The 25398-nt window shown below is 62.0% G+C and carries 23 protein-coding genes and 1 tRNA gene; 11 read left to right on the top strand and 13 right to left on the bottom strand.

Going from position 1 to position 25398, the window contains the following annotated elements; genetic code table 11:
- Positions 1 to 9: 9 nt before the first annotated feature.
- Complete coding sequence (locus AC2TC0_RS10300; RefSeq protein ID WP_484717403.1) at positions 10 to 999, bottom strand: SDR family oxidoreductase; 990 nt, start codon at positions 997 to 999, stop codon at positions 10 to 12.
- 126 nt (positions 1000 to 1125) lie between these two features.
- On the opposite strand from AC2TC0_RS10300, the gene AC2TC0_RS10295 reads away from it, so the two are divergent.
- Complete coding sequence (locus AC2TC0_RS10295) at positions 1126 to 1788, top strand: CAP domain-containing protein (RefSeq protein WP_484717402.1); 663 nt, start codon at positions 1126 to 1128, stop codon at positions 1786 to 1788.
- 1 nt (position 1789) lies between these two features.
- On the opposite strand, the gene pth is transcribed toward AC2TC0_RS10295, so the two are convergent.
- From pth to AC2TC0_RS10265, 6 genes are all read right to left on the bottom strand, one after another.
- Positions 1790 to 2359 (bottom strand): aminoacyl-tRNA hydrolase, encoded by a 570-nt coding sequence (gene pth, locus AC2TC0_RS10290; RefSeq protein WP_484717401.1) that lies wholly within the window; start codon positions 2357 to 2359, stop codon positions 1790 to 1792.
- Positions 2360 to 2450: 91 nt separating this feature from the next.
- On the bottom strand, positions 2451 to 3068 hold the full coding sequence (locus tag AC2TC0_RS10285; protein WP_484717400.1) for a 50S ribosomal protein L25/general stress protein Ctc: 618 nt from the start codon (positions 3066 to 3068) through the stop codon (positions 2451 to 2453).
- A gap of 99 nt (positions 3069 to 3167) precedes the next feature.
- Positions 3168 to 4052: a TraB/GumN family protein gene (locus AC2TC0_RS10280; RefSeq protein ID WP_484717399.1), complete on the bottom strand. Its 885-nt coding sequence runs from the start codon at positions 4050 to 4052 to the stop codon at positions 3168 to 3170.
- A gap of 4 nt (positions 4053 to 4056) precedes the next feature.
- Positions 4057 to 4989 (bottom strand): TraB/GumN family protein, encoded by a 933-nt coding sequence (locus AC2TC0_RS10275; protein ID WP_484717398.1) that lies wholly within the window; start codon positions 4987 to 4989, stop codon positions 4057 to 4059.
- Positions 4990 to 5031: 42 nt separating this feature from the next.
- The gene (locus AC2TC0_RS10270) at positions 5032 to 5664 is read right to left on the bottom strand and encodes a hypothetical protein (RefSeq protein ID WP_484717397.1); all 633 of its coding nucleotides are present in this window, start codon (positions 5662 to 5664) and stop codon (positions 5032 to 5034) included.
- Positions 5651 to 5845, bottom strand: coding sequence for a helix-turn-helix transcriptional regulator (locus tag AC2TC0_RS10265; protein ID WP_484717396.1), 195 nt, complete (start codon positions 5843 to 5845; stop codon positions 5651 to 5653). The genes AC2TC0_RS10270 and AC2TC0_RS10265 overlap by 14 nt, the downstream gene beginning before the upstream one ends.
- Before the next feature lie 164 nt (positions 5846 to 6009).
- Between AC2TC0_RS10265 and AC2TC0_RS10260 the strand changes: the two genes are divergently transcribed.
- The 7 genes from AC2TC0_RS10260 (at position 6010) to AC2TC0_RS10230 (ending at position 15747) form a co-directional block, all read left to right on the top strand.
- Positions 6010 to 8106 (top strand): molybdopterin dinucleotide binding domain-containing protein, encoded by a 2097-nt coding sequence (locus AC2TC0_RS10260; RefSeq protein ID WP_484717395.1) that lies wholly within the window; start codon positions 6010 to 6012, stop codon positions 8104 to 8106.
- A gap of 73 nt (positions 8107 to 8179) precedes the next feature.
- Positions 8180 to 9052 (top strand): glycine--tRNA ligase subunit alpha, encoded by an 873-nt coding sequence (locus tag AC2TC0_RS10255; RefSeq protein ID WP_484717394.1) that lies wholly within the window; start codon positions 8180 to 8182, stop codon positions 9050 to 9052.
- Entirely contained in the window at positions 9022 to 11349 is a 2328-nt protein-coding gene (gene glyS, locus AC2TC0_RS10250) for a glycine--tRNA ligase subunit beta (RefSeq protein WP_484717393.1), read from the top strand. The genes AC2TC0_RS10255 and glyS overlap by 31 nt, the downstream gene beginning before the upstream one ends.
- Positions 11349 to 14006, top strand: coding sequence for a pyruvate, phosphate dikinase (ppdK, locus tag AC2TC0_RS10245; protein WP_484717392.1), 2658 nt, complete (start codon positions 11349 to 11351; stop codon positions 14004 to 14006). Before glyS ends, ppdK begins: the two co-directional genes overlap by 1 nt.
- The gene (locus tag AC2TC0_RS10240) at positions 14006 to 14533 is read left to right on the top strand and encodes a DUF4262 domain-containing protein (protein WP_484717391.1); all 528 of its coding nucleotides are present in this window, start codon (positions 14006 to 14008) and stop codon (positions 14531 to 14533) included. Before ppdK ends, AC2TC0_RS10240 begins: the two co-directional genes overlap by 1 nt.
- Positions 14534 to 14586: 53 nt before the next feature.
- A tRNA-Arg gene (locus AC2TC0_RS10235) sits at positions 14587 to 14663 on the top strand.
- 97 nt (positions 14664 to 14760) lie between these two features.
- Positions 14761 to 15747 carry a glucokinase gene (locus AC2TC0_RS10230; RefSeq protein ID WP_484717390.1) on the top strand — a complete coding sequence of 329 codons (987 nt, stop codon included), beginning with the start codon at positions 14761 to 14763 and terminating at the stop codon, positions 15745 to 15747.
- Positions 15748 to 15759: 12 nt separating this feature from the next.
- Here the strand turns inward: AC2TC0_RS10230 and AC2TC0_RS10225 are convergent, their stop codons facing one another.
- The gene (locus tag AC2TC0_RS10225; protein WP_484717389.1) at positions 15760 to 16326 is read right to left on the bottom strand and encodes a hypothetical protein; all 567 of its coding nucleotides are present in this window, start codon (positions 16324 to 16326) and stop codon (positions 15760 to 15762) included.
- 124 nt (positions 16327 to 16450) lie between these two features.
- On the opposite strand from AC2TC0_RS10225, the gene AC2TC0_RS10220 reads away from it, so the two are divergent.
- From AC2TC0_RS10220 to AC2TC0_RS10210, 3 genes are all read left to right on the top strand, one after another.
- Entirely contained in the window at positions 16451 to 17191 is a 741-nt protein-coding gene (locus AC2TC0_RS10220; RefSeq protein ID WP_484717388.1) for a gamma-glutamyl-gamma-aminobutyrate hydrolase family protein, read from the top strand.
- A gap of 173 nt (positions 17192 to 17364) precedes the next feature.
- Positions 17365 to 18753: an aspartate aminotransferase family protein gene (locus AC2TC0_RS10215; protein WP_484717387.1), complete on the top strand. Its 1389-nt coding sequence runs from the start codon at positions 17365 to 17367 to the stop codon at positions 18751 to 18753.
- A gap of 137 nt (positions 18754 to 18890) precedes the next feature.
- Complete coding sequence (locus AC2TC0_RS10210) at positions 18891 to 19829, top strand: DUF808 domain-containing protein (protein ID WP_484717386.1); 939 nt, start codon at positions 18891 to 18893, stop codon at positions 19827 to 19829.
- 92 nt (positions 19830 to 19921) lie between these two features.
- Here AC2TC0_RS10210 and AC2TC0_RS10205 read toward each other — a convergent pair whose 3' ends face one another.
- The 5 genes from AC2TC0_RS10205 to AC2TC0_RS10185 form a co-directional block, all read right to left on the bottom strand.
- Complete coding sequence (locus tag AC2TC0_RS10205) at positions 19922 to 21049, bottom strand: ABC transporter ATP-binding protein (protein ID WP_484717385.1); 1128 nt, start codon at positions 21047 to 21049, stop codon at positions 19922 to 19924.
- Positions 21046 to 21891, bottom strand: coding sequence for an ABC transporter permease (locus tag AC2TC0_RS10200; RefSeq protein WP_484717384.1), 846 nt, complete (start codon positions 21889 to 21891; stop codon positions 21046 to 21048). Before AC2TC0_RS10200 ends, AC2TC0_RS10205 begins: the two co-directional genes overlap by 4 nt.
- Positions 21891 to 22796 (bottom strand): ABC transporter permease, encoded by a 906-nt coding sequence (locus AC2TC0_RS10195; protein WP_484717383.1) that lies wholly within the window; start codon positions 22794 to 22796, stop codon positions 21891 to 21893. The genes AC2TC0_RS10200 and AC2TC0_RS10195 overlap by 1 nt, the downstream gene beginning before the upstream one ends.
- A gap of 15 nt (positions 22797 to 22811) precedes the next feature.
- Positions 22812 to 23918 carry an ABC transporter substrate-binding protein gene (locus AC2TC0_RS10190; RefSeq protein ID WP_484717382.1) on the bottom strand — a complete coding sequence of 369 codons (1107 nt, stop codon included), beginning with the start codon at positions 23916 to 23918 and terminating at the stop codon, positions 22812 to 22814.
- Between the two features lie 83 nt (positions 23919 to 24001).
- Entirely contained in the window at positions 24002 to 25396 is a 1395-nt protein-coding gene (locus AC2TC0_RS10185) for a glutamine synthetase family protein (protein WP_484717381.1), read from the bottom strand.
- Positions 25397 to 25398 lie beyond the last annotated feature (2 nt).

The raw sequence follows: 25398 nt of genomic DNA, 5'->3' as shown, positions 1-25398 counted from the left end.
CCACAGGAGTCAGTCGTGCACGGCCTTCACCAGCGGGCCCAGCGCCGTTCCGCCCAACCACGCCACTTGCACCTCGGCGCTGACCTTGTTGATCGGCTCCTGCGGCTTGTTGCCCGGATGCACCGCCCGGCGTAGCGGGCGCTTGCCCGGTGGCATCGCGATGATTTCGGCGATCGCACGCGGTACATCGAGCGGGTCGGCGCTGCGGCCCGACCCATCCTCGCGGCCCATGCCTGTGGTGAAGGCGGGGTAAGCATCGAGCCGCCCGTTTTCGGTACGGTCCTTCAGCGCAGCGGTCAGCGCGTTGCGGTTGACCCACACGCGCGTCGGATAGCCGCCGGGCTGAATAATCGTCACATCGATATTGTGCGGCACCAGCTCATAGGCCAACTGCTCGCCCATCGCCTCCAGCGCGAATTTGGTCGCCGAATAATGGCCGCCGCCGGGCACGATGACGCGGCCCAGCTGCGACGAAATCTGGAAAATCTGCCCCGCTTTCTGATCGCGCATGATCGGCAGCACATTGCGCACCAGCCGGTGGCAGCCAAACACATTGGTGTCGAAGATCAGCTGGGTGGCGGCCATGTCCTGCACCTCGACCGGCCCGGTGATGCCGATACCGGCATTGTTGACCAGCACGTCGATGCGCCCACCGCCCAGCCGCAATGCTTCTTCCACCCCCTTCGCGACCGATGCGTCTGAAGTCACGTCGATTTCGACCACCTGGATGTCCAGATCTTCCTTCTTGGCTTCTTCCAGCAATTGGGCGGCCTCGCGCCGGGGCAGGCCGCGCATCGAGGCAATCACCCTTGCCCCGCGCCGCGCATAGTAAAGCGCACCGACATAACCGAAACCGCTCGACGCGCCGGTGATCAGGATGGTCTTGTCACTCAGCTGCGGCTCTTCGGCCAGCGCGGCCGAAGTAAAGGCGGGAGCAGTGGCCATGGCGGCGGTCGCGCCCAGCATTTGGCGACGGTTCAGGCGGCGATTGTCGGTCATGCGAATTCTCCTCGGCGGAATATATGCCGCCCTTGCTCCGTTCAACGCAAGCAGGTTGCGGGCAGGTAAGTTATTCTTAACCTTCGCCCCACAGACTTGCAGTCATATGCAAGCGGGGTCGCGTCGATGAGCATTGCACACTTCGGCAAATTGGCGTTGTTGCTGGCGCTGGCGTTTGCTCCGCCGGCGACCGCGCAAACGGACGATTTTGAAAGCGCCGTGCTGGCCGAAATCAATCGGCTGCGCGCCGACCCGGCAGGTTATGCCCAAGACTTGCGCGAATATCGCACCCGTATCCGCGGCAAGGTGGTGTTCGATGCTGACGACAATGTCGTTGAAATGAGCATCGAAGGCGTGCGCGCGGTAGACGACGCCATCGCCGCGCTGGAACGTGCAGCGCCGGTAGCGCGGCTGCGCGGCGGCGAAATTCTCGATGCCGCGGCCGCCGATCATGCCCGCTGGCAGGCATCGAGCGGCGAAATCGGCCATATCGCGCGCGGGCAGGGCCCGGGTGAACGCGTCATGGCGCGCGGCGGCGGGCGCTTTGTCAGTGAGGTTATCAGCTATGGCCAGCGCAGCCCGCGCGATGTGGTGCGCCAGTTGGTGGTTGACGACGGCGTTGCCTCGCGCGGGCATCGCCACCTGTTGTTGACCGGCCATTATCGTTTTGCCGGTGTCGGCTGCGACAGCCACCTGCGCTGGGGCACAATGTGCGCGATCAAGCTTGCCGACCAGCCTGATGGCGCGCCGCCGCCGCCGCCGATGCGCTACGCGCAGTCGGGGCAGTAAATTATCCCTGCAAGCGCAGCGCCAAATCCGTCAGAAACCGGGCATCGTCTTCGGCCGCCAGCCATCGCGCCTCGGCGGCCACCGCGCCCAGCATATCGGTCAGCGGCTCGATCTCGCTTTTGGCAAAATTGCCCAGCACATGCGGGGTGACCCGGTCCCTGTGCCCGGGGTGGCCGATCCCCAGCCGGACCCGGCGGAAATCATCGCCGATGTGCGCGATCATGCTGCGGATGCCATTGTGCCCCGCCGCGCCGCCGCCACGCTTCACTTTGACCTTGAACGGGGCAAGGTCGAGTTCATCGTAAAAAGCGGTGACCGCTGAAACATCCAGTTTATAGAAATCGAGCGCGGCACGCACGCTCTGTCCGCTTTCATTCATGAAAGTCTGCGGTTTGAGGATCAGGACGCGGGTCGAGCCAATCCGCCCTTCGCGCAGCAGCCCTTTGAATTTCTTGGCTTCGGATCCGAAGCCGTGGGTTTCAGCGATCGCATCGGCAGCCATGAAGCCGACATTGTGCCGGTGCAGCGCATATTGCGTGCCCGGATTGCCAAGGCCGACCCAAAGCTGCATTGATTTTCAAACCCCTGAAAAAGCGAAAGCCCCGCCCGCCGTCTGTCTGGCAGAGGGCGGGCGGGGCTTCAATGCCGATAAGGTTGCGGAATTAGCCTTCTGCGGCCTCATCCTTGGTCGTGTCGCCATCGCTCGACTTCAGCGCCGACGGTGCGACGATGGTGGCGATGGTGAAGTCGCGGTCGGTGATCGCGCTCGTCGACCCTTCGGGCAACGTTACATGGCTGATGTGGATCGAATCGCCCACGTCAAAGCCGGTCACATCGATAATGATGTCGTCGGGGATGCGGTTGGCGTCGCACACCAGTTCCAGCTCGTGGCGCACGATGTTCAGCACGCCGCCGCGCTTCAGGCCGGGCGAGGCTTCCTCATTGATGAACTTCACCGGCACTTCGACATGCACCGTCGAATCCTTCGTCAGGCGCAGGAAATCGACATGCAGCGGGCGGTCGTTCACGGGGTGAAAAGCGACGTCCTTGGGCAGGGTGCGCAGGGCCTTTCCGCCGACAGTGATCTCGACCACCGAGTTCATGAAGTGGCCGGTCATCAGCTGCTTCATGAGCAGCTTTTCTTCGACGTGGATTGCCAGGGGTTCTTCTTTGCCGCCATAAATTACGGCGGGGACGCGGCCTTCACGACGCAGGGCACGGGAGGCTCCCTTGCCTGCCCGTTCGCGCGTCTCGGCCGTCAGCGTCAGCTGATCGCTCATGATATTTCTCCGAGATGATGTTTCACTGTCCGCCACGCCTCCAGGGATGACCATAGCGGAAGCGCGGGCCGTTAGCGGCAGACGCGCCGAAATGCAAGCCTATTGGAGTCGTTCGGCCTTGAACCCGCGGGCAGCCAACAACTCAAGCAGCGATTCGGGTCCGGCAAAATGCCCCGCGCCTACCGCCACCAGCACCGTGCCGGGCTGGTCCAGCCGCCGTTCGATCCAGTCAGTCCATTGGCGATTGCGGTCGGTCAACAGCAACCGGTGCGCCGTCGGCGCATTGCCCGCATCCCGCGCGATAATGTCGGCCAGTGCTTCCATATCGCCGCGCGACCAGGCGCCGACAGTCGCACGCAGCCGGTCGTCTGCGCGTCCTTCGGCGATATCGCGCATCAACCGGTTCAGCATGATGCGCTGTTCGGGCAGGGGGATAGCATCGAACGCGCCGAACTGATCCTCAGCGGTTTCCAGCCCCAGCCGCGGTTTACCAGCGGCTGCAAAGGTTTCAATCAGCGCAGCGTCCACGCCATTGGCAGCGCGCAACCCTGCCTTGTCGGCGTTCACCCGCGCCAGCATCAGCGCCAGCGCCCAGTCATCGAGCGCGGCCATCCCCGGAACCACGCTCAATTCCTGACCTTCCAATGCGATATAGTCGTCGCGCAGGTCGATATCAAAGCGCTCGCGGGGCTGGATCGGGCCGTCGCCATAGCTGAAAAGCCGCATCACCTTGGCTGCCCTCGCCAGCTCGTCCGGGGCCAGCTCGGTCACCAGCTCGTCGGCATCGGCGATCGCGGCGGTGATCGGCCCGTTACGCCAGTTCGTCCCGTCAGGCAGCAAATGTACAGTGCCGGTCAGATAGATTGTCGTTCCCGGGCTGCGCACCGCCCAAACCGCTGGCGTGGCGTCCTGCCGGATCGATTCCGAGCAGGCACCCACCAGCAGCACCGCCAGCATCGCAAGGAGCCAGCGGTGCAGCATCATCGGCTTAATAGGCAATGCGCTCGGCATTCAAGCCGTGCTTGGTCAGATAATCCTGCACGCTTTTTTCGCCCGCCAGATGGCCGGCGCCGACCGCAACAAAGACGCTGCCAGGCTGGTCCAGCCGCGACTTGATCCAGCTCGCCCACCGTTCGTTCCGCTTGAACAGCAGGGCATCAGCCAACTCTTCGGAACCCAGCATCGCACGGTTCATGCGTGCGCCCAATTCGTCGGGCTTGCCCTGCTTCCAGGCCAGCAAAATGTCAGCGAATTCGCCGCCAGCCGTGGGCAGCTGGGCCACCGTCGCGTTGAGGAACTTGACCTGCACGTCGCGCGGCAAAGTATCGAAAAAGCCCATCTGCTCTTCCAACGTCTCCAGCCCTTCGACCGGCTTGCCAGCCGCTTTCGCTGCCCCGGTCAGGGTTTTCTCCGACCCTTGGTTAGGATCATAGCCATCCGCGGTCAAAGCCACCGCGGACAGTGTCAGCCCCGAAAACCAGGGTTCGAACATTTCAAACTGCGCCACCGGCAGGCCAAATTTTGCCATGGCGGCTTCATAGGCAGCCCGCTCGCTTTCGGATAACAGGCTCGACAGCGGCGTGCCCGTCTGGTCGATGGCAAAGGGCAGGGTGCGCGACACCAACTCGCCTTGGTCCTCGGGCAGAACGACTTCGATTTTCAGGCTGTCCGATTTGTCGAACGCATCCTTCACCGCTTCATCAAACCAGCTAAGGCCGGGTTTCAGCATGTGGACAGTGCCGAACAGATAGATGGTGGTGTCGGCGTCCTTGACCACCCACAGCGCGGGGTCGGCATCTTCACCCGCTGCGGCTGCCGGAGCGGACTGCGCCAACGCCGAGCCCACCGGCGCCAGATTGGCGCACTGGGCCAGCGGTATCATCGCGGCGGTGAACATCAGTGTTTTGAAAAAGCGGTTCATGTTCATTCCTTTAGGATGAAAGTGATAGGAAGGGGAGGGGGTTCAACGATATTTCAGCCACATATAAACAATAGCATTGGCGGTGACGGCAAAGAGGAACAGGATCATCGCATCTACCGGCGGCACAATCTGGGCGCGTGCAAGCAGCCACCACACCGGTGCCGGAAAGACGACCGCATAGAAACCGGCCAGCCCGCCCCACAGATAGGCCTGCTTTTCATGATCATCGACGCTGCGGTGATAGATGAGAATCGACAGCGTCATGCCGCCTAGCCACAGGGCCGAAAGGATCATGGCAACGCCTGGGTCGAACCGCCCGTTCCCGAACAAATCGCTGGTGGGACCGTCGCCAACACCGAAGCGCAATGCCAAAGTGGTGATAAAGCCTAGCAGCGCTGCAATCGACAGGCTGACAGCGTAGAGCTGCTTGCGGCGGGACCAGTTTTCCCAAAAACGTCCGAAGCGTGAGAGATAGGCGACGAGTATTGACACGCCCAGCGCAATCACAACGAGCTGAGCGATTAAGCTGCCTGACCGTGGAGCTTCGCCATATTCGGCCATTTTGTCGAAATAGCCTGCCACTGCGCCGGTCAAGAAGGCCGTGGCGATGATGATGGTGCTAGTCCAGACGAAGCTGGGGCGGCGCGGTGCGTCCAGCGGTTCATTCTCCGTCACTGAAAATCTCCTCGATGGGCATGTTGAACAGCCGCGCCAGTTTGAAGGCGAGGGGGAGCGAGGGGTCATACTTGCCCGTTTCAATGGCGTTGACCGCCTGACGCGACACATCAAGCCGGTCGGCAAGCTCCGCCTGGCTCCAATTGTGCATCGCGCGCAGCACCTTCAGCTTGTTGTGCATTGGCCAGTCCATTGTCGCTGTCGCATGACATTGTGTCATGGACACATGACATATGGACATGATTCGCTGACATGTCAACAAGACATGACAAAATGACTTGCACGGCTGACATTGGACAGGCGCGGTGCGCGTGCTAGTCTGCTTGCGAAAGAGGGAGAATTTTCATGTCCGTGCACGCGCGCACCTGCCACATCTGCGAGGCCAATTGCGGCATTTTGGTGGAACTTGATGGGCGCAAGATACTGTCGATCAAGGGCAATCCTGATCATGTGCTGAGCCGCGGGCACATTTGTCCCAAGGCAACTGCCATCGCCGATTTGCAGGATGACCCTGACCGGTTGCGAACCCCGATCAAGCGCACCGCCAGAGGTTGGGAAGCCATCGACTGGGCCACCGCCTATGCCGAAATCGCTGCGCACGTCGTTGCACTTCAGGCCGAAAAGGCGCGCCCCGCTTTCTATGTCGGCAACCCCAACGCGCATGACTATGCCATATCGGGCCAGATGGGCGCGCTGCGCCGTGCGGTGGGGTCGAAGGGAACCTTCTCGGCCTCCACGCTCGACCAGATTCCGCACCATTATGTCCAACATCAAATGTATGGGCACGTCAGCCTCGCCGCCGTGCCCGACATTGATCGCACGCAGGCGTTGGTAATTGTCGGCGGCAATCCGGCCGCATCGAATGGCAGCATGTGGACGGTCCCCGATTTCAAGCGCCGCGTTGCCGAAATGCAGTCGCGCGGCGGCACGCTGGTGGTCGTCGATCCGCGCCGGACGGAGACGGCGAAGCTTGCCGATCGCTGGGTGCCGGTGCGGCCGGGGACCGACACGGCACTGCTGCTGGCCATTCTGCGCGCAGTTCGCCAGCGCCAACCAGACCTTACCTCACCAATTGCAGCCCTGGTCGATGACAGCTGGGCAACAATCGATGATCAGCTTTCCGCGTTTGATGATGCCGAGCTTGCCGATCATTGCGGGGTCGCAGTGGAGGAGATTGCGGCGACTGCCGCCCTAATGACCAGCGGCCAGCCCGCCGCCATCTATGGCCGGATGGGCGTGTCGGTGACCGAATATGGCACGCTCAACCAGTGGCTGATCCAGCTGATCAACCTCGCCAGCGGCAATCTTGACCGCGTCGGCGGCACCATGTTCCCCGAACCGCTGCTCGACACCATCGCGCTGGTGGGCAAGGGCAGTATCAAGACTGTCGAAACGGCGCGCGGCCCCATGCCGTCGGTGATGGGCGAAATCCCGATGGTCGCCTTTGCCGACGAACTGCTGCGCGATGATGACCAGCGGGTGCGGATGCTGTTCGTTGCGGCGGGAAATCCTGTCCTGTCGGCCCCTGACGGTGGACGCACCGACGAAGCGCTCGCGGGGCTCGACTTGATGGTGAGTTTCGACATGTACATCACCGAAACCAGCCGCCACGCGCATTATATCTTGCCGCCGTGCGGTCCGCTGGAAAAGGACCATTATCCGCTGTTCTTCGGCCCGCTGGCGATCCGCAACTTCGGGGCTTATTCGCCCGCGTTGCTGGAAAAGCAGCCGGACAGCAAGGCTGACTGGGAAATTGTGACCGAACTTGCCGCCGCCATCCACGCCGCGCGGGGTGAGGCGATGCCGAATATCCCGACACCGCGCGAACAGCTCGATTCAATGCTGCGCGCCAGCCCCATGGGCATGAGCCTGGCCGAAGTCGAGGCGCAGCCCAACGGCGTCGACCTCGGCCCGCTGCGCGCCAATCTGGCAGAGCGTATCCGTACGCCGGACAAGCGCATCCACGCCGTCCCAGCCACTTTGGTCGAGGAATTGGATCGCTTCCGCGCCGACATGACAACGACGCCCGGCGACAGCCTGCGTTTGATCGGGCGGCGGCATGTGCGGTCGAACAACAGCTGGCTGCATAACAGCAAGCGGCTGGTGAAGGGCCCTGACCGCTGCACATTGATGATTCACCCCGATGATGCCGCCGCGCGCGCCATTGCCGATGGCGACTTGATCGACGTCGCCAGCCGCGTCGGCCGCGTCACCGTCGCCGCCGAGGTCACCGATGACATGATGCCCGGGGCGGTGTCGCTGCCGCACGGCTGGGGGCATGGTCGCAAGGGGGTTGGGTGGCAGACAGCGGCTGCCCACGCCGGGGTGTCGATCAACGATTTGACCGATCCCGAACGCTATTGCCGGCTGACGGGCAACGCTGTGCTCAATGCAACGCCGGTAACCGTCGTGCGCGCAGCGGTCGAAGTCGCCGCAGAGTAGCTTGACCCTTCCGTCACTCTCCGCCAAGGCGGCGGAAATTGTTGCACCTGCGAAATATGGGGACTTTGCCGCCGTGGCCGACACCAAGGGCCTAAGTTTTCAGGACATCATCCTGACGCTGCACGCCTATTGGGGCGCGCGCGGCTGTGCGATTCTCCAGCCCTATGACATGCGGGTAGGGGCGGGGACCTTTCATCCTGCGACCACATTGCGCAGCCTGGGGCCCGACCCGTGGAATGTCGCCTATGTTCAGCCCAGCCGTCGTCCTACCGACGGCCGCTATGGCGAAAACCCCAACCGGCTGCAGCATTATTACCAATATCAGGTGATCATGAAGCCGTCGCCGGCCGACTTGCAGGCGCTTTATCTCGGCAGCCTTGACGCCATCGGCATCGACCCGCTCGCGCACGACATCCGCTTTGTCGAGGACGACTGGGAATCGCCGACGCTCGGCGCATGGGGCCTCGGCTGGGAAGTGTGGTGCGATGGCATGGAGGTGACCCAGTTCACCTATTTCCAGCAAATGGGCGGATTCGATTGCAAACCCGTAGCGGGCGAGCTGACCTATGGTCTCGAACGGCTGGCCATGTACATTCAGGGCGTCGACAATGTGTACGACCTGCGGTTCAACGACGCAGGGGTCAACTACGGCGACGTCTTCCTCGAAAATGAAAAACAGTTCTCGAAATGGAATTTCGAGGTCGCCGATACCGCCGTGCTGCTGAAAGGGTTCGAGGCCGCCGAGTCCGAATGCCAGCGCGCCATTGCGGCGGGCGTCCCGCTCGCCGCCTATGACCAGGCGATCGAGGCGTCGCATCTGTTCAATCTTTTACAAGCGCGCGGCGTGATCAGTGTGCAGGAACGCGCCAATTACATCGCCCGCGTCCGCGACCTTGCGAAGGGCAGCTGCGCGGCATGGATGGAAAAGAACGGGTGGGCGGCGTGACAACCGACTTCCTGCTCGAACTCCTCTCGGAGGAAATTCCTGCGCGGATGCAGGTGAAGGCCAAGGCCGATCTGGAACGCCTGTTCGGCGAAGCGTTGGCCAAGGCGGGCCTTGCGGCAAGTGCCATCGAAACTTTCGCGACCCCCCGCCGCCTCGCGCTGATCGCCCGCGACCTGCCGCTGGCGACCGAAGCCGTCAGCGAAGAGACCAAAGGCCCAAAGGTCGGCGCCCCGCCGCAAGCGATCGAGGGCTTTCTGCGCAAGACCGCGCTGACGCAGGACCAGCTCGTTGAACGCGACGGCACCTATTTCGCCGTGATCGACAAACCGGGCCGGCCCACCGCCGAGGTGCTCGCCGAAGCCATCCCCGCCATCATCCGCGCCTTTCCCTGGCCCAAATCGATGCGCTGGGGGACGGCCTCAATCAGCACCGAAAGCCTGCGCTGGGTCCGTCCGCTCCAGGGCATCGTCGCGCTGCTCGGCGATGATGTTGTGGCGTGCGAAATTGACGGAATAGCCAGCGGGCGCACGACAATGGGCCACCGTTTCCTGTCGTCGGGGCCGGTGTCCGTCGCCAACGCTGGTGCCTATGTCGAAGCGCTGCGCGCCGCGCATGTCATCGTCCATTTCTCCGAACGCTGCGCGCGCATCCGCGACGGTGCAGCCAAAGCGGCGGCGGACGCGGGCCTCGTGCTGGTGGAGGACGAGGCGCTGGTCGTGGAGAATGCGGGCCTGACCGAATGGCCGGTGCCGCTGCTCGGGCGCTTTGACGAGGCCTTTCTGGAAGTGCCGCCCGAAGTCATCCAGCTGACCGCGCGGGTGAACCAGAAATATTTCGTGTGCGAGGATGCGCATGGCAAACTCGCCAACGCCTTCATCTGCACCGCCAACATTACCCCCAGCGACGGTGGCGCCGCCATTGTCGACGGCAACCGCAAGGTGCTGGCGGCGCGATTGAGCGACGCGCGCTTTTTCTGGGAACAGGACCAGAAGAAAACGCTGGCGCAGCATGCGGAGAAGCTGGGCAACATCGTGTTCCACGAAAAGCTGGGCACGGTCGCCGACAAGGTCGACCGCGTGGCGAAGCTGGCGCGGTGGCTCTGCGAAGAGGGGATTGTCACGGACCGTTCCCCGGCGAAAGCCGGGGCCCAGGGCGATCATGACCTACCGTCGGCGCAGTCAAGCTCTGGACCCCGGCTTTCGCCGGGGAACAGCGACCTTGCCAACCTCGCCGAACAAGCCGCGCGCCTGTGCAAGGCCGATCTGGTCACCGAAATGGTCGGCGAATTCCCCGAATTGCAGGGCATCATGGGCGGCTATTACGCCGCGCGCGAAGGCCTCGACCCCCAAGTCGCCGCCGCGATCCGCGACCATTACAAGCCGGTCGGGCAGGGCGATGACGTGCCCACCGCGCCGGTGACGGTGGCGGTGAGTTTGGCGGATAAGCTGGATACGCTGTTGGCTTTCTTTGCAATCAATGAACCTCCAACAGGCTCAAAGGATCCGTTTGCACTGCGTCGCGCGGCTATCAGCGCGATGAGCCTGATGTTTAGGAGCGAGATAAGGCTCTCATTGAATGGGGTCATAGATTGTCTGCTATCCAATCGAGGCCCGCTTCACTGGTCACTGCTCGCTCAAGTGCTACGAGAAAGTCCGAACGAGGGTCGATGGGTCGATACTGAATCGCATACAGAGGTTGCAGATGGTCTTGAGAGAACGCGATCGCAATTTCTCGACTTCTTCGCCGATCGCCTCAAAGTCCAGCAACGCGAAGCTGGCGTCCGCCACGACCTGATCGACGCGGTTTTCGCGCTCGGCGGGGAGGATGACCTTGTTCGCCTGCTCGCGCGCGTGAAGGCTTTGCAGGCGTTTATGGACACCGCCGATGGGGCGGATTTGCTGGCCGCATATAAGCGCGCGGCGAATTTGCTGAAGCAGGCGGGGGCTAATGCTCCCCTCCCGCTTGCGGGAGGGGCTGGGGGTGGGCCTGTGACTGCATCGGACTCACCCACCCCTAACCCCTCCCGCGAGCGGGAGGGGAACCTCACGGCGCACGACACAGCCCTCCAAACCGCCCTCGACACCGCCGAACCCGCCGCTGCCGCTGCCGTCGTCGAAGAACGCTTCACGGACGCCATGGCCGCGCTTGCCTCGCTCCGCGCGCCGATCGATGCTTTTTTCGCCGGTGTGATGGTGAACGACCCCGATCATCAAGTTCGTGCGTTTCGCCTTGGTCTGCTCGCGCGGTTCCGCGATGCCGTGCACAGTGTCGCCGATTTTTCGAAAATTGAGGGATGATGATGAATCAGGTTCACCTGTTCGGCGGCGCGGCCACCACCAAAGAGCGGTCCAAGGAACTGCTCGGCGGCAAGGGCTCGAACCTTGCCGAAATGGCCAGCATCGGCCTGCCGGTGCCGCCGGGTTTCACCATCACCACCGAAGTTTGCACGGCCTATTACGCGAACGGCCAGGCTTTCCCCGCCACCCTCGCCGCCGAAGTCGACGCCGGTATCGCGCATATCGAGGGGATTACGGGTAAGACCTTTGGCAACCCCGCTGATCCCTTGCTCGTTTCGGTGCGCTCGGGCGCGCGCGTTTCGATGCCGGGGATGATGGACACGGTGCTCAACCTCGGCCTTAACGATGCGACGGTTGAGGGGCTCGCCGCCACCTCGGGCGACGCGCGCTTTGCGTGGGACAGCTATCGCCGCTTTATCCAGATGTACGCCGATGTCGTCATGGGACTGGACCATGCCGCCTTTGAAGAAGCGCTGGAAATCGCCAAGGAAGATCGCGGCTATTTCCTCGACACCGAGCTAGAGGCCGAAGACCTCAAAGCGCTGGTCGCCGAATATAATGTGCTCGTCGAAGCCCAATCGGGCGCGCCATTCCCGCAGGACCCGCGCGACCAGCTGTGGGGTGCGATTGGTGCGGTGTTCACCAGCTGGGAAAGCGAGCGCGCGAAGGTCTATCGCCGCCTCAACGCCATCCCCGCCGAATGGGGCACCGCAGTGAATGTGCAGGCGATGGTGTTCGGCAATATGGGCGAAACATCGGCGACGGGCGTCGCTTTTACCCGCGACCCTGCGACTGGCGCGCACGCCTATTATGGCGAATGGCTGATCAATGCGCAGGGCGAGGATGTCGTCGCGGGCATCCGCACCCCGCAGTATCTGACCCGTGCCGCGCGCGAGGCCGCCAACGCCAAGCCGCTGAGCATGGAAGAGGCAATGCCCGAAACCTTCGCCGAGCTGGCGCAGGTGTTCGACACGCTGGAACGTCATTACCGCGACATGCAGGATATCGAATTCACGGTTGAACGCGGCAAATTGTGGATGTTGCAAACCCGTTCGGGCAAGCGCACGGCCAAGGCGGCGCTGAAAATCGCCGTCGATATGGCCGCCGAGGGGCTGATTACCGAGGACGAAGCGGTGCAGCGGGTTGACCCTGGCGCGCTCGACCAATTGCTCCATCCGACGCTCGACCCCGACGCGCCGCGCGATGTGTTGACCAAAGGGCTGCCCGCCAGCCCCGGCGCGGCGTCGGGCAAGATCATGTTCACCGCCGATAGCGCCGAACACGCCGCCGAAATGGGCGAGGCGGTCATTTTGGTGCGCGTCGAAACCAGCCCTGAGGACATTCACGGCATGCACGCGGCGCGCGGCATCCTGACCGCGCGCGGCGGGATGACCAGCCACGCTGCGGTTGTGGCGCGGGGCATGGGCCGCCCCTGCGTGTCGGGCGCGGGCGGGCTCAGCATCGACAGCGCCGCACGCATCCTGCGCGTGGGCGGGCGCGAATTCCACGAAGGCCAGATCATCACCCTCGATGGCTCGACCGGCGAAGTGATGGCGGGCGAGGTCAAGACGCTGCAACCCGAACTGGTCGGCGATTTCGGCACGTTGATGGTGTGGGCCGACAAAGGTCGCCGCATGAAGGTGCGCGCCAACGCCGAAACCCCCCACGATGCGCAGGTCGCGCGCGATTTCGGGGCCGAGGGGATCGGCCTATGCCGGACCGAACATATGTTCTTCGACGCGAGCCGCATCACCGCGGTGCGCCAGATGATCCTGGCCGATGACGAAGCGGGGCGGCGCAAGGCGCTCGCCAAGTTGCTGCCCGAACAGCGCAGCGATTTCGCGGGAATTTTCGAAGTGATGGCGGGGCTGCCCGTCACCATCCGCCTGCTCGACCCGCCGCTCCACGAATTTCTGCCGACGCGCGAGGAGGAATTTGCCGAAGTGGCCGAGGCCGCCGGGGTCGGCATCGAGAAACTCAAGGCGCGCGCCAACGAGCTTCACGAGTTTAACCCGATGCTGGGCCATCGCGGCTGCCGCCTGGGCGTGACCTATCCAGAGATTTACGAGATGCAGGCGCGCGCGATTTTTGAAGCCGCGCTCGACGTTGCGGCGGCGAGCGGCGCGGCCCCCATTCCCGAAGTGATGGTGCCATTGGTGGCCACCAAGCGCGAGCTTGACCTGATGAAGGCCGTCATCGACCGCATGGCCGAGGCGGTGTTCGCTGAGCGCGGCGCGCGCATCGACTATCTGGTCGGCACGATGATCGAGCTCCCCCGCGCTGCGCTGATGGCGGGCGAAATTGCCGAAAGTGCCGAATTTTTCAGCTTCGGCACCAACGACCTTACCCAGACGACTATCGGCATCAGCCGCGACGACGCGGGCCGTTTCCTGACCCATTATGTCGACAAGGGCATTTTCCTGGCCGATCCGTTCGTGAGCATCGATACCGCGGGCGTCGGCCAGCTGATCGAGATCGCCGCCGAACGTGGGCGCAAAACCCGCGACGGCATCAAGCTGGGCATTTGCGGCGAACATGGCGGCGATGCGCCATCCATCTTCTTCTGCGAGAGCGTTGGGCTGGATTACGTCAGCGCGTCGCCCTACCGCGTCCCCATCGCGCGATTGGCGGCGGCGCAGGCGGCGCTGAAGCGTTAATGTCGCTCAAAGGACAGCCGCAAACCGACCCGCTCGATCAGAGCTACCTCGATATGATCGAGAACCACGGCCACGCAGTGATGTCGGTCTCCGACCGCGTTGACGAGCCAACCGGGACACCCAACTTTTCGTATTCAACTGGCGCGTTTGAAAGTTACGGAGCTCCAGAACTTATCGTGTTCGGCCTCTCCTCGAAGCTGCATCTGTGGATGGTCAACGAATTTTATCGTCGATTAAATGAAGGTGATCAACTCGGCACGGGCGAGCAGATCGAAGGATTTCTTGAAGGCTTTCCCGTTGTATTTGTCGAAGCCGGCGAGCGCGCTGCCGACGATTATATGAATTTCACGCGCTGGTACTACGAGAACAAGGCCTTTCCGGTGTGGCAGCTGGTTTGGCCGTGTGCGAACAGCGGTAACTTTCCGTGGGACTCTGGTTGTCCGCAAGACGTCATCGATGCCCAGCCTGACCTCAGTCGTTTGGGTTTCGCAGCCATCGGCAGGGGCATTGCCGATCAGTCAAATTAGCGCCGAAAAGGGCTTGCGCCCCATGGGCCTTCGCCCTATTGGCGCTCCTCCACGCACCCGTAGCTCAGCTGGATAGAGCACCAGACTACGAATCTGGGGGTCGGACGTTCGAATCGTTCCGGGTGCGCCATTTCCCCAAAAGCACTGACCTCTGCCCTGCGCGCAGTCGTATGCGGCTTGTCTTCGCGCGTGCCATGCGGCACGCTGGCTGCGGGAGAATTGCACGTATGGCCGCCACACAGCAACTCGTCGCAGTCGATATCGGCGGGACTCACGCTCGCTTTGCCCTGGCGCAAGTCGCGGGCGGGCGCGTGGTGGCGCTCGGCGAAGCGGTCACGCTACAAACCGCCGACCATGCCAGTTTCCAGACGGCGTGGGAGGATTTTGGTCGGATCACCGGCACCGATTTGCCGCGCGCGACGGCCATCGCCATTGCGGGGCCAGCCAAGGGCGATGTCATCCGCTTCACCAACAATCCCTGGATTATCCGTCCCGCGCTGATCGGCGAAAAGCTGAACGTCGATGATCATCTGCTGATCAATGATTTTGAAGCGGTGGGACATGCGGTCGCTGCCGCCGATGCCGGTGCGTTTGACCATCTGTGTGGCCCCGATGAACCGTTGCCCGTCAGCGGAACAATCAGTGTCATCGGCCCGGGCACCGGGCTGGGCGTCGCGCATGTCTGGCGCGATGAAGATACCTACCGCGTGCAGGCGACCGAGGGCGGGCATATCGACTTCGCTCCGCTCGACAGCATCGAGGACGCCATCTTGGCGCGCTTGCGCAAGCGTCACCGCCGTGTCTCGGTCGAGCGCATTGTCTCGGGTCCGGGCATCGTCGACATTTACGAGGCGCTGGCAGGGATCGAGGGCCGGGCGATCGCCCCGCTAGACGACCGTACCATCTGGAAACTGGCGATGAGCGGAGAGGACAGTCTGGCTGCCGCCGCTGCTGACCGTTTCTGCCTGTCGCTGGGCAGCGTCGCCGGGGACATTGCTTTGGCGCAGGGTGCGTCAGGGGTGGTGATCGCCGGCGGCCTTGGCCAACGCATCCGCGACACGCTGGTCCGCTCGGGCTTTCCCGAGCGCTTTCGTGCCAAGGGGCGGTTCGAAGGCTATATGAGCGCCATCCCGGTCAAGCTGATCACGCTCGCGCAGCCCGGCCTGTATGGCGCGGCGGCCGCCTTTGCGCAAAAGGATGCAGCCAAGCATTGATCTGTCGCACTTCTAGCCGCCAATTCGGGTCAGGGTGGTGCGATTGCGGGTCAGCCATTCGGCCCTGTTGTCATCCTGAAAATCAACTTCTTTCAGTGTGATAACTGAGTCACCTTTGCGGGTGGTGGTCAAGCGGATGATTGCAGGTCGATTGTCATCACGGCCCTGAGCCTCTTCGATCATCGTCCAGTTGCGCAAATCGGCGGGCTTTCCCTCAACCCGTACGCTGTAAATACTAAGGTCAACCGAGCGGCCTTTGCGAAACCCAGCGACCGTGATGGTCGACTGCGCCGTATCCAGCATATCGATCGTAGTGATGCGGACATTGCCCACCGCCGGACCATCATCAAAATCTGCCTTGCGGATGATGGTAACGCCATCGCCTTGATCCTCGATCCGGACCGACACGGGGATGCCAAACCAACGATTGGCCGAATAATCGAGGTATTCCAGCTTGCCCGACCATTGCCCAGCCATGGCGAGGCGTGCGGCAGCAGCACTAAATGCTGTTTCGTCTGTCGCTTGGGCGGCGGGCGCAATGAAGAAAACGGCGACAGCTGCAATGAACGCTACCCGCATGAAATTCTCCTTATGACCTTTACCTGCAGATACGTTGCTGCAGCCCGCTTTGGATGACGGCAATGGAAAATTATTGTGTGGCAGTCGCGCTTGACCTGCGCTCGCTAGTCCGAAACAAGGGGCCATGAGCACACGCCCTGTACTCGGCATCATCGCTTGCAACCGCATCGTCGGGACAGAAATCGCGCAAGCGGTGATGAACCGCTATATTGTCAGCGCCATGCGTTATGCCGATGTAGCAGCGCTCATCGTTCCATCACTGCCTGACCTGATGACTGCGGCCGAAGTCGCCCCGCGCCTCGATGGCATTTTGCTCACTGGCACGCCCTCCAACGTTGCCCCCGGACGCTATGGTGAGGCGGCAGAGGGAGAGGGGCCGTTCGACCCCGACCGCGACGAAATTGCGCTGGGACTGGTGGACCGGATGATTGATGCCGCCAAGCCGGTGTTTGGGATTTGCCGCGGTTTTCAGGAAATCAATGTCGCGCTCGGCGGCACCTTGCGCCGCGACACCAGCGCCAGCGACGAATTGATCCAGCACCACGCCCCTGACGGTGTAAGCTTTGACGCGATGTTTGACCATCGCCACCCGGTCCAGTTGGAGCATGGCGGCATGCTCGCGGCGGCCTATGCGAGGGCTGCGATCGAGGTGAATTCGGTGCATTACCAAGGTATCGGACGGCTCGCTGACGGCCTGACCATAGAGGCGCGCGCGCCCGACGGATTGGTCGAAGCCTATAGCGCCCGGCCCAATGGTGCGCCTTTGCTGGCAGTGCAATGGCATCCCGAATGGGGCACCGAAAACGACCCCGACAGCCAGACCTATTTTCGCCTGCTGGGAAGAGCGCTAAGAGGAGAGGCATGAACCGCTGCATCACCCGCTATAACCGCTACCAGGCGCGGATTGGGTTCTCGCCCTGACATTCCGTCGCCCCTGCGAAAGCAGGGGCCCGCTAGAGGCTTGCTCCCGCGCCATTGTGGACAGGCCGCGACGGCCCCTGCTTTTGCAGGGGCGACCCAATCGTTCAGGAGTCCACCATGCCCCGCAACTATGACATCGCCGAACTCAAGCGCCTCGACATCGCCCACCACCTGCCGGCGCAGGCCGACTGGCAAGAGATTGAGGATCTGGGTGGCAGCCGCATCATCACGCATGCCGAGGGTTGCTATATTCACGACGGTGACGGCAACCGCATTCTGGATGGCATGGCGGGGCTGTGGTGCGTCAATGTCGGTTACGGCCGAACCGAGCTCGCCGATGTCGCCAAAGAGCAGATGCTCGAGCTGCCCTATTACAACAGCTTCTTCAAAACCGCGAACCCGCCCGCCGTCATGCTGGCGGACAAGATTGCCAGCCTGACCGGCGGCCGCCTGCCGCATGTTTTTTTCAACAGTTCGGGCAGCGAGGCCAACGACACAATCCTGCGCCTCGTCCGCCATTATTGGCAGGTGAAGGGCGAGGCGAGCCGTACCATCTTCATCAGCCGCCACAACGCCTATCATGGCTCCACCGTTGCCGGGGTCAGCATGGGCGGGATGAAGGCGATGCACGGGCAGGGCTTTCCGGCACCGGGCGTGCTGCCGCTCGCCGGGATTGAACATGTCCGCCAGCCCTATTGGTTTAATGAAGGCCGCGACATGTCGCCCGAGGCCTTTGGCACGGCCTGCGCCGAGGCAATTGAGGCGAAAATCATCGAAGTCGGCCCGGAAAATGTTGCAGCTTTCATCGGCGAACCGGTGCAGGGCGCGGGCGGCGTGATCATCCCGCCCGCCAACTATTGGCCGCAGGTCGAGGCAATCTGCCGCAAATATGGCATCTTGCTGGTGTGCGACGAGGTGATTTGCGGCTTTGGACGCACGGGCAATATGTGGGGTCATGAAACGATGGGGGTGCAGCCCGACATCATCGCCATGGCCAAGGGGCTGTCGTCAGGCTACCTGCCCATCTCTGCCGTCGCGGTTAGCGCCGACATCATCAAGGTAATGAAAACCGGCGGTGATTTTGTGCACGGCTATACTTATTCGGGCCATCCGGTGGCCTCGGCGGTGGCGCTGCGCAATATCGAGATTTTGGAGCGCGAACATCTGGTCGACCGGGTGCGGAACGAGACCGGGCCCTATCTGGCCAAGGCGCTGGCCACGTTGAACGACCATCCGCTGGTGGGCGAGGCCCGCTCGATCGGCCTGCTCGGCGCGGTCGAGATCGTCGCCGATAAGTCCAGCGGCGCGCGCTTCGGCGGCAAGGAAGGCACGGCCGGACCGATGGTGCGCGACCTGTGCATTGCCGGCGGCCTGATGGTGCGGGGCATCCGCGACAGCATCGTCATGTGCCCGCCGTTAATCATCACGCCCGCACAAATCGATGAAATGGTGCGGATCATTCGCGGCGCGCTCGATGCCGCGGAGCCGAAGTTGCGGGCGCTCTGATTGATTTTTTCCCGCTCGCCCTGAGCTTGTCGAATGTCGGCCCTCTGCCTGCCACCGCAGAAAGGAAGAACAGCCCTTCGACAAGCTCAGGGCAGACGGTAAAGGGAGGATAGAATCGCTGTAGAGAGCTTTAGCCCATGCCATCCGGAATATTCGCGCTGCTCGACGATGTCGCCACCATCGCCAAAGTCGCGGCTGCCAGCATCGATGACATCGGCGCTGCCGCAACAAAGGCCGGAGTGAAGGCCGCCGGGGTCGTCGTCGACGATGCCGCCGTCACACCGCGCTACGTCACTGGCTTTACCCCCGACCGCGAATTGCCGATCATCTGGCGCATTGCGCGGGGGTCGCTTCGGAACAAGCTGGTTTTCATCCTGCCCGTCGCGCTGTTGCTGTCGGTTTTTGCCAAATGGGCGATTACGCCCATCTTGATGATCGGCGGCGCCTATCTCTGTTTTGAGGGCGCCGAAAAGGTCTGGCATGCACTCACCGCCAAAGATAAACCGCTCAACGAAGCGGTGGAGGAAGTCTGCGACACATCGCACGAAGAAGCGATGGTCGCCGGCGCAATCCGCACCGATTTTATCCTGTCGGCCGAAATCATGGTTATTGCCCTCTATGAGGTCATGGACGATGGGCTGTGGACGCGCGCGGCGACGCTGGCGGTGATTGCGGTGGCAATTACCGCCATCGTTTATGGTGTAGTCGGATTGATCGTAAAGATGGACGATATCGGCCTGCACATGGCGAAAGAGGGGCATAGCGCGCGCCGTGCCATTGGTCGCGGGCTCGTCAACGTCATGCCGAAGCTATTGGCAGCGCTGGCGCTGATTGGCACAGCGGCCATGCTGTGGGTGGGGGGACAAATTGTGCTCCACGGCCTCGATGAATTTCACATCGGCGGGCTGGGCCATGCCTTGCATGATTTTGCCCATGCTGTTGCGGGTGGCTTGCCTGGTGCTGGTCTGTGGGAATGGATCATCAATGCCGCGGGGTCGGGGGTGTTCGGGCTGCTGCTGGGCGGGCTGATTGTTGCGGCGCTGCATCTGGTGCCGGGAAAGAAGCAGAGCCACTAACCCCGCCTCTCGTCGTCCTGAACTTGTTTCAGGACAACAAAGACACGGAGGTGTTGTCCTGAAACAAGTTCAGGACGACGATATGGTTGGCTTCACCCCAACAGCACCACCGGGCTGTCCGCTCGCCAGTGCATACTCACTCGGTCATCCCAGGTGAAATCTTCCTGGTCGTGGCGCGATAGGTTTGGGCGTGAAGCGCGGATCATCGCGCCGCTGTCCAGCTTGACCTCGAACAGGGTGATGTCGCCCAAATAGCTCATCCCTTTGATCACGCCGCGCGCGAAATTATAGCCTTCGGGTGCATCCTGCGCCGCTGCGCGGACCGCTCGGCCCTCACCGGGCACGTGCAGATACATTTTCTCGGGCCGCAGCGCGACCCACACATCAGCACCGTGCGGGCCGGTCACGCCATGGTTCAGATATACCTTGCCCAGTCCCGGACAATCGACCGCCGCCTTGTCGGGCTCGTCGAGGATCAACTTGCCCTCAAAGATGTTCACCGACCCTACAAAATCGGCAACAAATCGGTTGGCGGGAAATTCATACAGGTCCGATGGCGTCGCCAGCTGCGCCACTTCGCCCTTGTTGATCACCGCGATGCGGCTCGCCATCGACAGGGCCTCGTCCTGGTCGTGCGTCACGGTAACAAAGGTGATGCCGACCTGGTCCTGCAAATCCGCAAGTTCGAACTGCATCTGTGCGCGCAGCTTGGCATCGAGCGCCGACAGCGGTTCGTCGAGCAACAACACCTTGGGCCGCATCACCAGACTGCGCGCCAGCGCAACGCGCTGGCGCTGCCCGCCCGACATCTGGTCGGGCCGCCGCTCTTCGAACCCGTCCAGTTTGACCAGCCCCAGCGCCTCGCGCACGCGCTCGTCGCGCTCGGCACGGCCGACGCCGGCGATTTTCAGGCCGTAGCCAACATTGTCGGCCACGCTCATGTGCGGGAACACGGCATAGCTTTGAAAGACCATATTCACCGGGCGCTTGTTGGGCGGGATTCCGGCCATATCCTGCCCATCGATGATGATTTGGCCCGATGTCGGCACCTCGAACCCGGCGATCATGCGCAGCAGGGTTGTTTTGCCGCACCCCGACGGGCCGAGCAGCACGAAAAATTCGCCGCTGCGAATGTCCAGGCTGACATTGTCGACCGCCGCCACCTTGCCAAAGCGTTTGGACACATTGCGGATTTCGATGATGGGCGCTTTGTCGGTCATGAATGGCTTCCGGCGATGGCCTTGACGCCCTGCACCTTCAGCGCAAGCGCAGTCAGCGCGATGGTCAGGATGATAAGGATGGTCGACGCCGCGTTGACTTCGGGGGTCAGCGCGAAACGCACCATGGAATAAACTTTGACCGGGAAGGTCACCGTGTCGGGTCCGCTGGTGAAATAGGTGATCACGAAATCATCAAGGCTGAGTGTAAAGGACAGCAGCGCACCCGCGACCAGCCCGGGCTTCATGTGTGGCACCAGAACATCCCGGAAAACCGCCCATTCGCTCGCTCCCAGATCCTTGGCCGCTTCTTCGAGCTCGCGGTTGAAGCTGGCCAGCCGCGAGCGCACCACCATGGTTACAAAGGGAAAGCAAAAGGTGATGTGCGCGATGGTGATCGCCCCAAGATTGAGCGGCCACACCAGATTGTTGGGCCAGTCAATCGCGGCAAAGAACATCAGGAATGCGACGCCGAGGCAAATTTCCGGCACGATGATGGGAAGCGAGATCACCCCGTCAACCGCGCCCTTCAGCGGAAAGCGGAACCGCCACAGCAGCACGGCGGCCACCGCCCCCAGCAACAGACTGAATAAAGTCGCCAGCGCAGCGATGGTCAGCGAATTGGCCATCGCCTCGATCAGCGAATCATTGGCCAGCGCCTTTTCATAATATTTGGTCGTGAACCCGCGCCACACGACGTTGCGCTTGCTGTCGTTAAAGCTGAAAATCATCAGGATCAGCAGCGGTGCATAGAGGAAGAACAGCACCGACCCGACCCACAGCCGCATCCACAACGTGCGGCTATACTCCAGCGGCGCGCGGGGGGTGCGGGCAAGCAGCGCCATCAGCGTGCCTCTGCCGGCTTGCGCCGCAGTGCCTGCAATGCAATGAGCGCAAACATCACGTAAATCAGCAGGAACGACAGCGCCGCACCGAATGGCCAATCGTTCGCACGCTTGAACTGGCGCTCGATAACATTGGCGATCATCTGGCTGTCGGTCCCGCCCATGAGATCGGGGGTCAGATAGGCGCCGAGCGCGGGAATCAGCGTGATCATTACGCCGGCGATAATGCCCGGTGCGGCCAGCGGCACGACGATGCGCATAATGGTGCGGAAATGCCCCGCGCCCAGATCAAGGCTCGCCTCGATCAGGCTGCGGTCCAGCCGGTCGAGCGCGGCATAGAGTGGCAGCACCATAAACGGCAGGTGGACATAGACCAGCCCGAATACGACCGCGAAATTATTGTAGAGCAGCGGCAATGGCTCCCACGTCGGCAGCGGCTGCATCCCAACCAATGTCTGCAGCCAGCTCGCCCCCTCCCACAGCACACCCAGCGTCTTGTTAGCGAACCCCTGCGTCCCCAGCAGCATCATCAGCGCATAGGTGCGGATGAGAAGATTGGTCCAGAAAGGCAGCATGATGCCCAGCAGCAACCAGGGTCGCCATTTTTCCGACGCGAACGTAATCGCCATCGCCACCGGAAAACCGATGATCAGACAGATCAAAGTCACCAGCGCCGCGACGGCGAAACTCTTGGCGAAGATGGTAAGATAAAGCCACTCGGTCGCGCGCTTGTAATTGTCGAGCGTGCCAACGAATTCGATCTCGTTCAGCCCGGCGTTGCGGCCGAAACTGTACATCCACACAATGCCCATAGGGACCAGAAAAAACAGGAACACCCACAACAGTGTCGGTACCGACACCGCTGCAAATGCGCTCTTGCTGGCCTTCCAGTCCTGTTCGGCCATCGCCGCTGCCGATGCTTATGCCGCGCGAACGCGGGTGAATGCCTCTTCGTACAGCGGCTGCAGCGTCTCGTTGAACTTGGCATATTCGCATTTGGCGAGCACGTCGGCGGGCGGAAAAATCACCGGATTATTCTTATACTCATTGGGCATCAGCGCTTTCGCCGCCGAATTGGGCGTGGGATAAAGAATAGTCTCTGAAATCTTCTTCCCCGCCTCGGCGTCCAGCAGATAGTTGATGAACGCATGTGCATTCTTGGGGTGCTTCGCGCCCTTGGGAATACACAGGCAATCGCTGTTCAGCTGACTGCCTTCCTTGGGAATAACGAAGCCGACGTCGTCATCCTCGGCCATCAGCTGGGCAATGTCGCCGTTATATTCCAGCACCAGATCAACCTCGCCCTTGGCCAGCAGGTCCTGTCCATCATCCTCATGGAATTTCTGGATATTGGGCTTCTGCTTGATCATCATTTTTTCGATGGTGGCAAGATCGGCGGGGGTCAGCGCATTGACCGACTTGCCCATATATTTGCCATAGAGGCGGAACATGTCGCCGGCTTCGGACAACACGGCGATGCGGCCCTTATACTGGTCGCTGTCGAACAGCACCTTCCAGCTGTCGGGGGGGGTCGGCACCTTCGACTTGCGATAGCCGATGCCCAACGTCAGCCAGGTATAGGGCATCGAAAATTTGCGCTGGGGATCAAAGGCGACGTCGATATAGGCGCCATCGATATTCTTCTTGTTGGGGATCAGGCTCTGGTCGAGCTCCATCAGCATGTCGGCGGCAATCATGCGCTCAACAAAGTCGTTTGACGGCACAATAACGTCGAAGCCGGGGTTGCCCGCTTTAAACTTGGCGAACAATTCGTCGTTGCTGGCAAATTCGGTCATGCTGACCGTGATGCCGCTCGCTTCCTTGAAATCGTCGAAGGTGGTTTCGCCGATATAGGTCGCCCAGTTGTAGAAGTTCAACTCGCCCGGTTCGCCAGTCGACACTTTGGCGCTTTCCTCGGTGGTGCAACCGGCGAGACCGCCAAAGCTGATGCCAACAGCGGCAACGCCCATGCCCTTTAGCAGTGACCGACGGCCGCGACCGGCTTTCAGAAATTCATTGATGTCCATGGCGTGACGACTCCCCTTTGTGCAGTGCAGCGATGCTGTCGCAAATTTGTCGCTTTGCAAAGCGGTAAATGCGTAATTTTTGTTCAGGCGTTCCGCAAATACCATTCATAATCGATGGGAGGAACCTGCGCGAAGTAATTATCCTGTTCAACGCGCTTTACGATCGTGAACATGTCGACGAAGCGGTCGCCCAGATAATCGCGCATCAATGCCGATCCGTGAAAGCGGTCCACCGCGGCAAACCAGTTCGACGGTGGCTTGTCATCACCGCTGCTATCGCGGTCATAGCCGTTGCCTGTCACCGGTGGTCCGGGATCAATCTTGTTGGTCATCCCATGGTGCATCCCCGCCAAAATTGCCGCCACGGCCAGATAGGGGTTGGCATCGGCCCCGCAGGCGCGGTGCTCGACATGGCGGCTTGCTGGCGGCCCTGCCGGGATGCGGAATGAAACGGTGCGGTTGTTGACGCCCCAGGTTGGTGCAACCGGCGCATAGCTGTTGGCGCGGAAACGGCGGAAACTGTTCGCATGCGGCGCAAACAGCGCAAAGGCATCACCGATGCTGCCGATCATCCCGCCGATGGCGTGACGCAGCGCATCGGTGCCCTCAGGCGCATCGCTGGCAAAAATGTTGCGGCCGTCGCCATCGTTGACCGACACATGAATGTGCATGCCAGACCCCGCCTGCTCGGCAAAGGGTTTGGCCATGAAGGTCGCTTCCATACCGTGGCGCTGCGCGACCGCCTTCACCAGCCGCTTGTACATGATGCCGTCGTCAACCGCGCGCAGCGCATCGGGCTTGTGGCGCAGCGTCAGTTCAAACTGCCCCGGTGCGAATTCGGATATCGCACTTTCCAGCGGCAAGCCCTGCACGTCGCACGCAGCGTAAAGTTCGTCGAAAAAGGGCCGGAAATCATCAAGTTCGCGCAGGCCATAGACTTCCACTCCGGTCGGCGTGCGACCGCCATCGGGCCGCGCCGGACGATAACCGCCGTCACGCGTACGGCGCGGGCTGAGCAAATAAAACTCCAGCTCCACCGCCAGCACCGGGGTCAGCCCGTCATCGGCAAAGCGATCGATCACGCGTCCCAGCACATGGCGCGGGTCCAGATCATGCGGCGTGCCGTCGAGCTCATAGAAATCGACCAGAAATTGCGCAGCATTGTCGCCGCCCCACGGCGTCTTCACGAGCGTGCCAGGGATCGGCTTCATCGACCGGTCCGCGTCGCCATCCTCCCACACCAGCCCGGTTTCGACCGTATCCTGCCCGCGAATGTCGACCACAGTAATCGAGCCCGGAAACATCCGCCCGCTCTCGTACACCGCGATCACCTCATGCTGGCGCAGCCGCTTACCGCGCGGCACCCCGCCCAGATCGGTGTAAATCATCTCGATGGAATCGATTTCGGGGTTGGCAGCGAAAAAGGCCTTGGCTTCTTCCGCCCCGGCGATGGTGGCCGACGAACGGGCACGCGACATAG

Source organism: Sphingopyxis sp. sgz302558 (assembly GCF_057220455.1).
This window is presented reverse-complemented; position numbering and strand designations above follow the sequence as displayed.

Excerpts from the sequence above, each read along its gene's own strand:
- AC2TC0_RS10210 (WP_484717386.1), top strand. The coding sequence starts at position 18,891 with ATGCCATCCGGAATATTCGCGCTGCTCGACGATGTCGCCACCATCGCC.
- AC2TC0_RS10195 (WP_484717383.1), bottom strand. The coding sequence starts at position 22,796 with ATGGCCGAACAGGACTGGAAGGCCAGCAAGAGCGCATTTGCAGCGGTG.
- pth (WP_484717401.1), bottom strand. The coding sequence starts at position 2,359 with ATGCAGCTTTGGGTCGGCCTTGGCAATCCGGGCACGCAATATGCGCTG.
- ppdK (WP_484717392.1), top strand. The coding sequence starts at position 11,349 with ATGATGAATCAGGTTCACCTGTTCGGCGGCGCGGCCACCACCAAAGAG.
- AC2TC0_RS10260 (WP_484717395.1), top strand. The coding sequence starts at position 6,010 with ATGTCCGTGCACGCGCGCACCTGCCACATCTGCGAGGCCAATTGCGGC.
- AC2TC0_RS10295 (WP_484717402.1), top strand. The coding sequence starts at position 1,126 with ATGAGCATTGCACACTTCGGCAAATTGGCGTTGTTGCTGGCGCTGGCG.
- AC2TC0_RS10185 (WP_484717381.1), bottom strand. The coding sequence starts at position 25,396 with ATGTCGCGTGCCCGTTCGTCGGCCACCATCGCCGGGGCGGAAGAAGCC.
- AC2TC0_RS10230 (WP_484717390.1), top strand. The coding sequence starts at position 14,761 with ATGGCCGCCACACAGCAACTCGTCGCAGTCGATATCGGCGGGACTCAC.
- AC2TC0_RS10190 (WP_484717382.1), bottom strand. The coding sequence starts at position 23,918 with ATGGACATCAATGAATTTCTGAAAGCCGGTCGCGGCCGTCGGTCACTG.
- glyS (WP_484717393.1), top strand. The coding sequence starts at position 9,022 with ATGGATGGAAAAGAACGGGTGGGCGGCGTGACAACCGACTTCCTGCTC.
- AC2TC0_RS10265 (WP_484717396.1), bottom strand. The coding sequence starts at position 5,845 with ATGCACAACAAGCTGAAGGTGCTGCGCGCGATGCACAATTGGAGCCAG.
- AC2TC0_RS10220 (WP_484717388.1), top strand. The coding sequence starts at position 16,451 with ATGAGCACACGCCCTGTACTCGGCATCATCGCTTGCAACCGCATCGTC.
- AC2TC0_RS10240 (WP_484717391.1), top strand. The coding sequence starts at position 14,006 with ATGTCGCTCAAAGGACAGCCGCAAACCGACCCGCTCGATCAGAGCTAC.
- AC2TC0_RS10225 (WP_484717389.1), bottom strand. The coding sequence starts at position 16,326 with ATGCGGGTAGCGTTCATTGCAGCTGTCGCCGTTTTCTTCATTGCGCCC.
- AC2TC0_RS10285 (WP_484717400.1), bottom strand. The coding sequence starts at position 3,068 with ATGAGCGATCAGCTGACGCTGACGGCCGAGACGCGCGAACGGGCAGGC.
- AC2TC0_RS10215 (WP_484717387.1), top strand. The coding sequence starts at position 17,365 with ATGCCCCGCAACTATGACATCGCCGAACTCAAGCGCCTCGACATCGCC.
- AC2TC0_RS10275 (WP_484717398.1), bottom strand. The coding sequence starts at position 4,989 with ATGAACCGCTTTTTCAAAACACTGATGTTCACCGCCGCGATGATACCG.
- AC2TC0_RS10300 (WP_484717403.1), bottom strand. The coding sequence starts at position 999 with ATGACCGACAATCGCCGCCTGAACCGTCGCCAAATGCTGGGCGCGACC.
- AC2TC0_RS10200 (WP_484717384.1), bottom strand. The coding sequence starts at position 21,891 with ATGGCGCTGCTTGCCCGCACCCCCCGCGCGCCGCTGGAGTATAGCCGC.
- AC2TC0_RS10205 (WP_484717385.1), bottom strand. The coding sequence starts at position 21,049 with ATGACCGACAAAGCGCCCATCATCGAAATCCGCAATGTGTCCAAACGC.
- AC2TC0_RS10280 (WP_484717399.1), bottom strand. The coding sequence starts at position 4,052 with ATGATGCTGCACCGCTGGCTCCTTGCGATGCTGGCGGTGCTGCTGGTG.